Annotated in this window: 10 protein-coding genes; 2 read left to right on the forward strand and 8 right to left on the reverse strand. The window is 55.9% G+C overall.

Annotated elements, in window-relative coordinates; all coding sequences use genetic code 11:
* Window positions 1-161 precede the first annotated feature (161 nt).
* Entirely contained in the window at window positions 162-764 is a 603-nt protein-coding gene (locus ABTW00_RS17995; RefSeq protein ID WP_064547849.1) for a peroxiredoxin, read from the forward strand.
* 69 nt (window positions 765-833) lie between these two features.
* Here the strand turns inward: ABTW00_RS17995 and ABTW00_RS18000 are convergent, their stop codons facing one another.
* From ABTW00_RS18000 to ABTW00_RS18010, 3 genes are read right to left on the reverse strand one after another with little or no spacing between them, the layout of a single operon-like run.
* On the reverse strand, window positions 834-2,702 hold the full coding sequence (locus ABTW00_RS18000) for an amidohydrolase (protein ID WP_433636638.1): 1,869 nt from the start codon (window positions 2,700-2,702) through the stop codon (window positions 834-836).
* Window positions 2,703-2,721: 19 nt separating this feature from the next.
* Window positions 2,722-3,264 (reverse strand): antibiotic biosynthesis monooxygenase, encoded by a 543-nt coding sequence (locus ABTW00_RS18005; protein WP_065357845.1) that lies wholly within the window; start codon window positions 3,262-3,264, stop codon window positions 2,722-2,724.
* A 59-nt stretch (window positions 3,265-3,323) separates the two neighbouring features.
* The gene (locus ABTW00_RS18010) at window positions 3,324-3,965 is read right to left on the reverse strand and encodes a hydrolase (protein WP_003021513.1); all 642 of its coding nucleotides are present in this window, start codon (window positions 3,963-3,965) and stop codon (window positions 3,324-3,326) included.
* Between the two features lie 273 nt (window positions 3,966-4,238).
* Here ABTW00_RS18010 and ABTW00_RS18015 point away from each other — a divergent pair, with 273 nt between their 5' ends.
* Window positions 4,239-5,141, forward strand: a complete 903-nt coding sequence (locus ABTW00_RS18015) for a LysR family transcriptional regulator (RefSeq protein ID WP_433636643.1) — start codon at window positions 4,239-4,241, stop codon at window positions 5,139-5,141.
* On the opposite strand, the gene malZ is transcribed toward ABTW00_RS18015, so the two are convergent.
* The 5 genes from malZ to phoB all read right to left on the reverse strand — a co-directional run bounded on the left by malZ (window position 5,135) and on the right by phoB (window position 12,322).
* Window positions 5,135-6,952 (reverse strand): maltodextrin glucosidase, encoded by a 1,818-nt coding sequence (gene malZ / locus ABTW00_RS18020; protein WP_433641080.1) that lies wholly within the window; start codon window positions 6,950-6,952, stop codon window positions 5,135-5,137. The genes ABTW00_RS18015 and malZ overlap by 7 nt on opposite strands.
* Before the next feature lie 154 nt (window positions 6,953-7,106).
* A complete protein-coding gene (gene proY / locus ABTW00_RS18025) occupies window positions 7,107-8,459 on the reverse strand; it encodes a proline-specific permease ProY (RefSeq protein ID WP_064548121.1) in 1,353 nt (450 codons plus the stop codon).
* 127 nt (window positions 8,460-8,586) lie between these two features.
* Complete coding sequence (brnQ, locus tag ABTW00_RS18030) at window positions 8,587-9,906, reverse strand: branched-chain amino acid transporter carrier protein BrnQ (RefSeq protein WP_064547843.1); 1,320 nt, start codon at window positions 9,904-9,906, stop codon at window positions 8,587-8,589.
* A gap of 409 nt (window positions 9,907-10,315) precedes the next feature.
* A complete protein-coding gene (phoR, locus tag ABTW00_RS18035) occupies window positions 10,316-11,611 on the reverse strand; it encodes a phosphate regulon sensor histidine kinase PhoR (RefSeq protein WP_433636645.1) in 1,296 nt (431 codons plus the stop codon).
* A gap of 21 nt (window positions 11,612-11,632) precedes the next feature.
* Window positions 11,633-12,322, reverse strand: coding sequence for a phosphate response regulator transcription factor PhoB (gene phoB, locus ABTW00_RS18040; RefSeq protein ID WP_035895131.1), 690 nt, complete (start codon window positions 12,320-12,322; stop codon window positions 11,633-11,635).
* Window positions 12,323-12,477 lie beyond the last annotated feature (155 nt).

Here is a 12,477-nt window from a genome sequence, read left to right on the forward strand (position 1 = left end):
CTGCGCGGGAAGCGCTATTCTTAAAAACTTGGAAAAAATAAATTATTGATAGGTAAAACCTAATAAATTAATCGTCAAAGCCTTTTTGTATTAGCCGCTTACCCTCCCTATACTGGCCCGCGTTGCGTTCCATTAACCTTATAAATTCAAAGGAGAACCCCATGGTTCTGGTTACTCGTCAAGCGCCTGACTTCACCGCAGCTGCGGTACTGGGCAACGGTGAAATCGTTGAGAAATTCAATTTCAAACAGCACACCCAGGGTAAAGCCACCGTTCTGTTCTTCTGGCCGATGGACTTCACCTTCGTCTGCCCGTCTGAGCTGATCGCCTTCGACAAACGTTACGAAGAGTTCCAGAAGCGCGGCGTTGAAGTGGTTGGCGTCTCCTTTGACTCCGAATTCGTTCACAACGCATGGCGTAACACGCCGGTCGACAAAGGCGGCATCGGCGCGGTGAAATATGCGATGGTTGCCGACGTTAAGCGCGAAATCCAGAAAGCTTACGGTATCGAACATCCGGACGAAGGCGTTGCGCTGCGCGGCTCCTTCCTGATCGACGCTAACGGCGTTGTTCGCCACCAGGTGGTTAACGACCTGCCGCTGGGCCGTAACATCGACGAAATGCTGCGTATGGTTGATGCGCTGCAGTTCCACGAGCAGCACGGCGAAGTGTGCCCGGCGCAGTGGGAAAAAGGGAAAGAAGGCATGAACGCGTCTCCGGACGGCGTGGCTAAGTACCTGAGCGAGAACGTATCCAGCCTGTAATCGGCTCGCGTTCTGCTGAAAAGGCTCGCATTTTGCGAGCCTTTTTTGTTATCCGAAGTCAGCGAAAGATTAGAACGAGAAGCAGGAACAACCCAGCGCGCCCCAGAAAGCACGGTCATCGGATACCGGCACGCCGGATTTGCGCGCCAGATCGTGCTGATGCCCGTGCACACCGCAGCTACCGCAGCACTGGTGCATCTGCACGACCGCGCCGATATGCTCGGATCCCGGAGGCGCGGAACGGTAGTGCCCCGGCACTTTGACCACCGGTGACCACTCCGGCAGCACCGGAATGGGCGGCGGCGCCAGCGGGGTAAAGTGCCCGGCGGCATACACCACGCGGCCATCGACAATCGTCATTACTGACTCAATCCCCTTAATCTCCTCTTCCGGTACGCTGAAGTAATCCTTCGACAGCGTCACCAGATCCGCCAGTTGCCCGGCGGCAATACGGCCTTTTTTGCCCTGCTCGCTGGAGAACCAGGCGCTACCCGCCGTCCACAGCTCCAGCGCCACGTCGCGCGGCAGGCGATTTTCGTCGTCGTACATCGCCAACCCGCCAACGGTTCGCCCGGATACCAGCCAGTACAGCGCCGTCCACGGGTTATAGCTCGCCACGCGCGTTGCATCGGTACCGAGGCCAACCGGCACCTCCATCTCCAGCATCTTCGCCACCGGCGGCGTGTGTTTCACCGCGTCTTTCCCGTAGCGATCGACAAAGTATTCCCCCTGGAAAGCCATTCGGTGCTGCACCGCGATGCCGCCCCCCAGCGCTTTCACACGTTCGATATTGCGTTCGGTAATGGTCTCGGCGTGGTCAAAGAACCAGTGCAGACCGTTAAACGGAATATCGCGGTTCACCTTCTCAAACACATCGAGCATGCGGCTGATGGATTCATCATAGGTAGCATGCAGGCGGAACGGCCAGCGGTGCTCGACCAGATGGCGCACCACGCGTTCCAGCTCCTCTTCCATTCCTGGCGGCAGATCCGGACGCGGCTGCAGGAAGTCTTCAAAATCGGCTGCCGAAAATACCAGCATTTCCCCCGCCCCGTTGGCACGATAAAAATCCGTACCCTGCCCCGGCTTGAGCATATCGGTCCAGCGCTCGAAGTCGTCCAGCTCCTGCTTCGGACGCTGGGTAAACAGGTTGTAGGCGATACGAATGGTCATCTGCTTGTTAGCATGCAGCTGTTCGATAATTTCGTAATCTTCCGGGTAGTTCTGGAAACCGCCGCCCGCGTCGATGGCGCTGGTCAGGCCCAGCCGGTTGAGTTCGCGCATAAACTGGCGGGTAGAGTTCACCTGCTGTTCCAGCGGCAGCTTCGGCCCTTTCGCCAGCGTGGCGTAAAGGATCATGGCGTTCGGTTTGGCGATCAGCATCCCGGTGGGGTTGCCGTTGTTATCGCGAACGATCTCGCCGCCCGCCGGTGCCGGCGTCTCTTTGGTATAGCCGACGGCTTTCAGCGCCGCGCGGTTGAGCAATGCGCGATCGTAGAGGTGCAGCACAAACACCGGCGTATCCGGCACGGCTTCGTTCAGCTCTTCCAGCGTCGGCATGCGGCGTTCAGCGAACTGGAACTCGCTCCAGCCACCGACAACGCGCACCCACTGCGGCGACGGCGTACGGTCGGCCTGCTCTTTCAGCATCCGCAGGGCATCCGCCAGCGACGGCACGCCTTCCCAGCGCAGTTCAAGGTTGTAGTTCAGACCGCCGCGAATCAAGTGCAGGTGCGAGTCGTTAAGCCCTGGCACCACGGTGTGGCCATGAAGGTCGATAATCTGCGTACCTTCGCCCGCATAAGACAACATCTGCGCGTCGCTACCGACGGCGAGGATTTTGCCATCGGCGATCGCCACCGCTTCGGCGCGCGGCTGTTGCGGGTCCAGAGTATGAATCTGCCCCTGAGTTAAGATCAGTGTGGCTGTTTGTGACATAACGTTCTCCTTGGCCAGCTCAGGCTTTTTTTAGCCAGCCGGCAAACAGGCGGGTCACGATGGGCATCCAGAACCAGACCACCAGCGCGACCACACAGGCATCGTTGAGAAAATGCAGCAACAAGGTTCCCTTTAACGAAGGCAGCAGCGCGCCGGTAATCGCGGGCACCAGGTTAGTACTGGGGAAAATCACCAGCAGCGTTATCAGAAACTGTTTCCAGCGTTTCGGCTGGCGGACATGCGCTGCGGGCGGCGTAAACCAGAAGGCGGGTTCGGTACGAATTTCAGTGTGATCGCCTTCGCCGAGCAGCGGCGCAATCTCATTAACCAGCTGGCGACGGACGTCAGACTGAGTCCAGGCGTAAAGGTGTTCGAGAGTGTCAAAGCGAATAATAATATTCCACGCCGTCTGCCCGTCGACCGGGCGAATCACGTTCGCGCCCAGATGGCCGGGGTAGCTCGCCGCCACGGGCATAATTTCGCCCAGCCAGGCTTCATATTGTGCGACGTGTTCAGGGCGAATGGCGTGAGTAATCACCAGCGTGACGTGCTTTTGCGTCATGACGATAGGTTCCTTGCGCTGACCAACCGACGGGGAGAAGCCCCGTCGGCATCCTCACCTTAGGCTTTACGTTCAGGTGCGCCATGCACCATGGTGTAAGCGTAATCCACGCCCATCCCGTAAGCGCCGCTGTGTTCACGTACCAGATCCATCACCGCGTCGTAAGTCTCTTTGCGCGACCAGTCGCGCTGGTACTCCAGCAGGACCTGCTGCCAGGTTACCGGCACTGCGCCAGCCTGTACCATGCGGTCAATAGAACGCTCGTGAGCGTCAACGGAGGTACCGCCAGAAGTGTCGGTCACCACATACACTTCATAGCCTGCTTCCAACGCCATCAGGGCCGGGAAGGTCAGGCAGACTTCGGTCCACAGCGCGGAAATAATCAGCTTTTTACGCCCGGTTGCTTCCACTGCTTTAACAAACGCAGCGTCTTCCCAGGAGTTCATTGAGGTTCGTTCGATAGGTTTTACATCAGGGTGGACGGCAAGCAATTCAGGCCAAATATAGCCGCTGAAACTTTTGGTTTCCACGGAAGTATAAATAACCGGAACATTAAATATTTTCCCGGCTTTCGCTAACGCTACGGTATTATTTTTCAGCGTTTGACGATCGATATTTGCCACGCCAAAAGACATTTGCGGCTGATGGTCAATAAAAATAAGCGTAGAGTTTTGAGGGTCAATCAGTTCCCGAATAGACATAACACACCTTCTTAATCAATAAGTTAAAAGGCAACGGTCTTACACTGCCGTCAGCAGCAGGATCCTGAATCAGAAAGCCTGTTGAGTATAGCGGGAAATTTCTAACAAGTTATTAAAGAAAACTTACCATCCTGTGACGGTATTATTTTCTTATTACGATGTATCTCATCATGAATCAAAAAAATGCGCAGGTTTCATCTAATTTATTCACTAGCATTGTTTTTTCCTATTCGTTACAACTGAGTGGTTTATTTTTCAGGATATTTTTTTCTTATGCGCATTAATCTCGACGTTTTACTGATCCTTGACGCTATCGATAAACACGGCACTTTCGCCGCTGCGGCAGAATCACTGTTTAAAACACCTGCCGCCCTGAGCTATATGATCCAGAAGCTGGAAAGCGATCTGAGTATCGAACTGCTCGATCGCTCCGGGCATCGGGCAAAATTCACCGATACCGGACGTATGGTGTTGGAAAAGGGGCGACTGCTGCTGAATGCGGCAAAGGATCTGGAAAAACAGGCGCTACAGCTGAGCGCGGGCTGGGAGAAGGAGTTGGCGATTGCGCTGGATGACTCGTTTCCTTTTGCCGCACTGCTGCCGCATATCGAAGCCTTTTATGCGCTGAACAGGCAAACACGCCTCAATTTTACCCACCATACGCTGGCCGGTTCCTGGGAAGAGCTGACGCATAACGGCGCGGATATCATACTCGGCGCCATCAACGAGCCGCCGACATCTGCGGCCTGGTCCTACCATATGCTCGGCACGCTGGACAATGTTTTCGTCGTTTCCCCCAATCACCCGCTTGCCGCGGTGCCGGAAGTCTTAACCAATGAACAGCTGTGCCTGCATCGCGCGGTGGTTATCAGCGACAGTGCGCGCTATTGTCATCCGCTGCAAACCAATCTGATGGACGAGCAGCCGCAAATTCGCGTTGATGATTTTAATAGCAAAGTGATGCTGCTTCGTGCCGGTATCGGCTGCGGTTTTCTGCCCCGACATATCGCCAGCCCGTGGCTTAGCACCGGCGAGCTGGTCGAAAAATCGGTTATCTCTTTCCGCCAGAAGGATGTTGCCTATATGGCATGGCGTAACGGTAGCGATGGCTTAGCTCAGCGCTGGTGGCGGGAAACCCTGCTCGCCAGCGCTGAGATTACTCGCCTGTATCAATGAGCGGTCCACACCGTGGCGGAAATTGCCGGGAGAGACAGCGTGGCATCAGACTGTTGCCCTTCCCCTTCCCGGCGCAGCCACTCCCCCACAGCAAGCAGCGGCGATATCGGCAGCGGCACCTCACAGGATTCCCCGCGGTTAATCGCCACCAACGCACGCTCCGCGCCCAATACGCGCAGGAATACCACCACATCGCCTTCGGCGTACAGTACCTGGCATCCACCGTGGCGCAGGGCTGGCGTCGCTTTACGCAACGCGGCTAAGCGCTGGTACAGCGCCAGCAGCGTTTGGTCCTGCTGGCTTTTATTCCACGGGAACGGCTTGCGGCAGAAGGGATCGTTATTACCATCCAGACCCACTTCATCGCCGTAATAGATACACGGCACGCCGGGCCAGCAGAACAACCACACCACCGCCAGCGGCAGACGCGCCGCGTCGCGACCGAGCAGCGATTTAAAGCGCGCGGTATCGTGGCTATCAAGCTGGTTAAACATGCGCAACTGCTGCTGATGGGACAGTCCGGCGCGATAATCCTCCATCCACGCCATGCAGGTTTGCGCATCGATTTTCTGCGGGTCGTATGAAATATCAGTGTTGGCCAGGAACCCCCACAGCGGGAAGGTAAAGCCGCGGTAGTTCATCGCCGAATCTTCCGCATCCTGCTGCAACCACTGCCGCGCATCACCAAAGTGTTCACCGAAAACGAAGGCATCCGGGCGTGCCGCTTTCGCCGACTGCGTTATCGCCGCAACGTGCTTGAGGTTGTTCTTCGCTCCCCCAGCTTCACCGAGCATATGCACAACATCCAGCCGCCAGCCGTCCATGCTCCACGGCGCTTTCAGCCAGTGACGCACAATGCTGTCCTCACCGCCGTAGATTTCGTCAATCAGCGTTGATGACTGATAGTCAAGCTTCGGTAGGCTGGAATAACCTAACCAGTCCAGCGCCTTGCCTTCGGCAGAGAAACTGTAGCGATCCCGCCACGGAGAGCTCGCATGATGACACGCGCCGTTATCGCCGCGGTGATGTCGGTCGAACCACTCATGTGTGTCGCCGCTGTGGTTGAAGACGCCATCAAGTATCAGCCGCATGCCTTCACGCTGCGTGTTGTGCCGCAGGCGCAGCAACGCATCGCTACCGCCAAACTGCGGATCCACTTCCCGGTAATTTTCGGTATCGTACTTGTGCACGCTCGGCGCGGTGAAGACCGGGTTCAGGTACAACGCGGTTACGCCCAATGCTTTGAGGTACGGCAGCTTCTCGCTGATACCGTCGAGATCGCCGCCGTAAAAGGTCGAGCCGCCGGCTTCGGCGGTCAATGGTTCATCCCAGTCGCGCAGGATGATGTCGTGCCCGGCGGCATGATGATGATAGACCTTGTCCTGCTGCTCGCTGCGCTTCTGGCTACGTGCGAAACGGTCGGGGAAAATCTGATAGAAAATCTGCTCGCTTACCCACTGCGGGCTGTCGTCCGGGCAATCATAGGCAAAGAGTTCCAGCTTCGCCGGCGGGAAGGCGCTCAAACCTTTTGGCGCAAACCATAATTGGCGGTCGTCCCACAGCAGCTTAAACGCATAGCGACGGCGCGGCTGGCCCTCATGCAGCGCGATTTCCGCACGCCACTGCACAACGTCAGCTACAGGCGATTTACCGCTACGGCGCATGGGCACCGTCGTCTCTTCGTTGTCCACTTCCGCGCGCATCGTCACCCGCTGCGGAAGGTCATCGCCGCGCAGCCACAGTGTGATAATCAGTTTATCCTGCCGCTGCTTAATAAAGGGCGCAACCGGAAGGTGCCAGGCGTTTAACATCATCTATCCCCTATCATCAAAATGAGCACACCTTGCCATACGTCCCTGCCCCTCTAATCCTCTTTCAAACTTTTTTGTAGGGAGGAGGACGGGGGCGCAGATTGCACAAACAAAAAACCCGGCGCGAGGCCGGGTTTAACAACGTTCGCGATGATCAGCGACTGCGACGGGTTTTAAACATCCACCCCACCAGCAGCAGGATAATCCACGCAAAACCAACGTACAGCGAGATGCGCGTATCCGGGTGATAGCCAATCAGGCCGATGATAAAGACCAGGAACACCAGCCCCACAATGGTAGTGGCGACGCCGCCCGGCACCTTAAACTTCAGCGCCTTAACTTCATCTGCCGACAGACGACGACGGAACGCCACCTGCGACAGCAGAATCATAATCCACACCCACACGGTGGCGAAGGTGGCCAGCGACGCGATCACCAGGAAGACGTTTTCCGGCATGATGTAGTTCAGGTACACCGCGAACAGCAGCGCGATGGTCATCACCATCACCGTCACCCACGGAATACCGCGGCGCGAGGTTTTCGCAAACACCTTCGGCGCGCTGCCCTGCTCGGCCATGCCGTGCAGCATACGCCCGACGCCAAACACATCAGAGTTAATCGCCGACAGCGATGCCGTCAGCACCACGAAGTTAAGAATACTGGCCGCGAAGGTAATCCCCATATGCTGGAAAGTCAGCACAAACGGGCTGCCGTCGGTGCCCACCTGGTTCCACGGGTAGATGGACATAATCACGAACAGCGTCCCCACGTAGAACACCAGAATACGCATCGGCACGGAGTTGATGGCGCGCGGAATGGATTTCTCCGGGTCTTTCGCTTCCCCGGCGGTGATACCGATAATCTCGATACCGCCGTAGGCGAACATCACCATCTGCAATGACATCACCATGCCGAGCCAGCCGTTGCTGAAGAAGCCGCCGTTGCTCCACAGATTATGAATACCCGTTGGCTGCCCGCCGTTGCCGATGCCCCAGATAATGATGCCAAAACCGGCCACGATCATGATGATGATGGTGGCGACTTTGAAGAAGGAGAACCAGAACTCCAGCTCGCCAAATACCTTCACGCTCATCAGGTTAATGGCGCAGATAATCAGCACCACGCTGAGCACCCAGATCCAGTGCGGTACCGCCGGGAACCAGACGCCCATATAGATGCCGAACGCAGTGACGTCGGCAATGGCGACAATCAAAATCTCAAAGCAGTAGGTCCAGCCGGTAATATAGCCCGCCAGCGGGCCGAGGTTTTCCTGCGCATAGCGGGAGAACGAGCTGGCGGCAGGGTTATGTACCGACATCTCGCCCAGTGCACGCATAATGATATAAGCGGCCACGCCGCCGATAATATAGGCCAGCAGCACGCTTGGCCCGGCCATCTTGATGGCGTCGGCGGAGCCGTAAAACAGCCCCGTACCAATTGCCGATCCGAGGGCCATAAAGCGAATGTGTCGGGTGCTTAACCCGCGCTTCAGCTTGTTGTTTTCCATCGTTTCCAGTGCCATGTCATACCCATCATCCCCGCGTCACCGCGAACGACTTAGGTGAAAGTACCCAAAATAAAAAACCACGGAACATCACGTTCCGTGGTTAAAACACCTGACTCTGCGACGCGAATTAATGCGCGCTTGATGTCACCTGACGACCCGCCATACGGTCCCAGACAATCGCCAGAACCGCCATAACGACCGTCGGCATCAGCCATGCCAGACCTTGCTCGGCCAGCGGCAGACGAGCGGCCCACCCCGGCAGCACGTCTGCGAACGCAGAGGCTTTAATCCCGTCAAGGATACCAAAAACAAGGCTGATGAACATCGGTGGTGCAATAACGCGGCCCGAATTATGCCACCAATTACGCGTAAAGCTGAGTACTACAAGTGCGATACACGGTGGATAGATGGCCGTCAGCACCGGAATCGAAATCTGAATCAGATGGCTGAGCCCCAGATTTGATACCGCCATTGAGAACAAACCAAGGATAAACACCAGCGTACGGTAGGAGAACGGCAGGTACTGAGCAAAAAACTCTGCACAAGCGCAGGTCAGGCCAACCGCGGTCACCAGACAGGCGATGAAGATCAGCGCCGCCAGCAGGAAGCTCCCGGCACCACCGAAAGTGTGCTGAACGTAAGCATGCAGAATCGCCGCGCCGTTGGCATTCTGATCGACCAGAATCGCGCTATCAGAACCCAGGCGGAACAGCGCCAGATACAGCAGCGTCAAGCCGACACCGGCCATCAGACCGGCCCAGATAGTGTAGCGAGTCAGTAAACGCGCTTCCGTCACACCGCGAGAACGCGCGGCGTTAACGATAACAATCCCGAAGACCATCGCGCCAAGCGTGTCCATGGTCAGGTAGCCGTTAACGAAACCGTTAGAAAACGCGGCGGTTTCATAGGCATCCAGCGCATGGCTGATCGGGCCCGCAGGCCAGATAACCGCCGCAACGGCCAGCACAATCAGCGCCAGAATTTTCAGCGGCGCCAGGAAGTTGCCGACGGTATCGAGCAGCTTGCCCGGATACAGCGAGACCAGAATCACCAGCGCAAAATAAATGAGGCTATAGATAAACAGCGGCAGTTCACCGCTACCGGTCAGCGGCGCAATACCAATTTCAAACGAGACGGTCGCGGTACGCGGCGTAGCGAACAGTGGCCCAACCGCCAGATAGCAGACGGTGGCAAGCAGCACACCCGCCACTTTGCCGATTGGCGTACTCAGGCTATCAACGCCGCCGCCCACTTTGGCGAGCGCGACTACGGTCAGCACCGGAAGACCCACAGCAGTAATCAGGAAGCCGATCGCCGCGGTCCAGACGTGAGGACCGGCCTGCAGACCAACCATAGGAGGAAAAATGATGTTACCTGCGCCAACAAACAACGCAAAGGTCATAAAGCCCAGAGCGATGATGTCACGCGATTTTAATTGATGGGTCATATGTAACTACTGCCTGTGGATGTGGTGTTGTAAAACAAATTTATCGCAATGGATTCAGCGGAATGATACAGAGCAAACCAACGATAAACTCAGAGGGATATGCTCCCTTCGCGGAGTAAATAAGAATAGTTTTTTGATTTACCGCGTATAAACAGTCTGTTTACGACCGTATGGGGGCCAATTTAAACGCTTATAACGTTTTAAAGCAACACGGGATCGCAAAACCAGATGATTATATTGATACTCAATTAACAACCAGACTTATTGACTGGATTTAAGAAAAACATCCGGCTAATCATGCGAACAAAAAACAACCAGACGTTCGTTAATCAGGCAGCGTTTTCTTAACTGCAAAGCAAACAGACCAGCCAGGGCTGGTCTGTGGAAAGTTAAGATGACAAGCTGGCGATCAGTCGCTGTTTTTGGCAATTAAACGTTCCGGCAGCAGGAAGCTAAAGCACGATCCCTTGCCGACTTCACTGCTAATTTCCAGGCGACTGTCGTGGTGGCTGACGGCATGTTTCACAATCGCTAACCCCAGCCCACTGCCGCCGGTCTGCCTGGAGCGCGCTTTATCCACGCGATAAAAGCGTTCGGTGAGCCTTGGCAGGTGCTCTGGCGCGATGCCCGGCCCATTATCTTCGACACTAAACAGCGCCCCATGCGGCGCATGCTGCCAGCGCACCGTAATCAACGTGCCTTCCGGCGTATGATTCACGGCGTTATAGACCAGATTCGACATCGCACTGCGCAGTTGATCCTCATTGCCCAGCACCTTCAGCGTTTCATCGACTTCAAAGCGGAACTGATGCTTCTGCTGGCTCAGCGTCTGCGCTTCACGCTCGACCACCCGCAGCATCATCGGTACGTCGATTTTTTCATTCAGCGCGAGCGTCGGCGAGGCTTCAATCTTCGACAGCGTTAACAGCTGCCTGACCAACCCTTCCATGCGCTGGGTCTGCTCGCGCATGGTGTGCAGCGCTTTTTCACGCACGTTCCCTTCCAGCACCTGCTCGTGCATCATCTCCAGATAACCTTGCAGCACGGTGAGCGGCGTACGCAGCTCATGGCTAACGTTGGCGAAGAAATTCCGCCGCGCCCCTTCCAACTGGTGCATCTGCGTCACGTCGCGCGCCACCATCAGCAGCTGACGGTCGGTATACGGCATAATGCGGATTTCCAGATGGCGACCGTTATTCAGCACCAGATGCAGCGGCTTGAGAAAATCGCGTTTTTTGAGGTGTTGGGTAAATTCGGGGTAACGCAGCAGGTTGAGGATGTTTTGCCCGCTATCGTCGGGCCAGCGAAGCCCCAGCAGCTGCTGGGCAAGGCCATTACACCAGAAGATCGCCCCTTCTTCCGTGGTCAACACCACGGCGTCTGGCAGCGACTCGGCGCCGCTACGAAAGCGTTTAATCAGATTTCCCAGCTCGCGGCGACGCTTTTTATTACGCAACTGCATCTGGTTAAGCCCGTACAGCAGCGGCTCCCAGCTGCCGCGACCCGGCGGCGGCGTCATACTTCTATCGACCCACAGCCACCACGACAAACGCAACAGATTCCAGAAATGCCAGATCAGCAGGCCGGTCACTGCCGCCAGTAAAAACCACGGCAGATAACCAAAAATCAGTCCCAGTACGACAGCCGGGAGACAGCATAATAGCAGCTCCAGGGCCAGCCTTTTCCATGACAGCCGTTCCAGCACGCGTCACTCTCCTGTCAAAAATTAGAATCGGGCAGAGAAACGATAGCCCGTGCCGCGAACGGTTTGCACCATACGATCGTGGCCGCTGTGCTCCAGCGCCTTACGCAGCCGACGAATATGAACGTCGACGGTGCGGTCTTCCACATACACGTTGGTACCCCAGACGTGGTTCAGCAGTTGTTCACGGCTGTACACGCGCTCCGGGTGAGTCATAAAGAAGTGTAATAGCTTAAACTCGGTCGGCCCCATATCGAGAGGGTTTTCGCCGGTCATCACGCGATGAGAAGTAGGGTCAAGGCTCAGGCCCTGCATCTCGATCACCTCTTCCACCGCCATCGGTGAAATGCGCCGCATCACGGCTTTAATGCGCGCGACCAGCTCTTTTGGTGAGAAGGGCTTAGTAATGTAATCATCCGCGCCCGTCTCCAGGCCACGCACCCGATCTTCCTCTTCACCGCGGGCGGTTAGCATCACCACCGGAATATCGCGGGTTAAGGCTTCACGTTTGATATGCTTAATAAATTGCAGCCCCGAACCGCCCGGTAACATCCAGTCGAGCAGAATAAGGTCGGGCCAGGGTTCATTCAGTTTACTCACTGCGGTATCGTAATCTTCCGCTTCTACCGGCTGAAAACCATTTTGTTCCAGCACGAAACAGACCATTTCGCGGATTGGCGCTTCATCTTCAACGACCAGAATACGTCTTGCCATTATTTGCCCTGTTTTTAGACATCAGTATTATATACGGCGTCATTATGCGTCAGATTTATGACAGTTTTATGATAAACATGACCGTTTGATGATCGCGCTTAACCGTTTATGACACGCGCCATACGCGCTCATCGACCCCAGCGTAGGTGAATGTT

It is taken from the genome of Kluyvera georgiana, assembly GCF_050990895.1.
Classification (GTDB): Bacteria; Pseudomonadota; Gammaproteobacteria; order Enterobacterales; family Enterobacteriaceae; genus Kluyvera; species Kluyvera georgiana.

Bases quoted from the DNA above. Each gene is read 5' to 3' on its own strand.
- malZ (WP_433641080.1), bottom strand. From the start codon at position 6,952: ATGTTAAACGCCTGGCACCTTCCGGTTGCGCCCTTTATTAAGCAGCGG.
- brnQ (WP_064547843.1), bottom strand. From the start codon at position 9,906: ATGACCCATCAATTAAAATCGCGTGACATCATCGCTCTGGGCTTTATG.
- ABTW00_RS18005 (WP_065357845.1), bottom strand. From the start codon at position 3,264: ATGACGCAAAAGCACGTCACGCTGGTGATTACTCACGCCATTCGCCCT.
- proY (WP_064548121.1), bottom strand. From the start codon at position 8,459: ATGGAAAACAACAAGCTGAAGCGCGGGTTAAGCACCCGACACATTCGC.
- ABTW00_RS17995 (WP_064547849.1), top strand. From the start codon at position 162: ATGGTTCTGGTTACTCGTCAAGCGCCTGACTTCACCGCAGCTGCGGTA.
- ABTW00_RS18000 (WP_433636638.1), bottom strand. From the start codon at position 2,702: ATGTCACAAACAGCCACACTGATCTTAACTCAGGGGCAGATTCATACT.
- ABTW00_RS18015 (WP_433636643.1), top strand. From the start codon at position 4,239: ATGCGCATTAATCTCGACGTTTTACTGATCCTTGACGCTATCGATAAA.
- ABTW00_RS18010 (WP_003021513.1), bottom strand. From the start codon at position 3,965: ATGTCTATTCGGGAACTGATTGACCCTCAAAACTCTACGCTTATTTTT.
- phoB (WP_035895131.1), bottom strand. From the start codon at position 12,322: ATGGCAAGACGTATTCTGGTCGTTGAAGATGAAGCGCCAATCCGCGAA.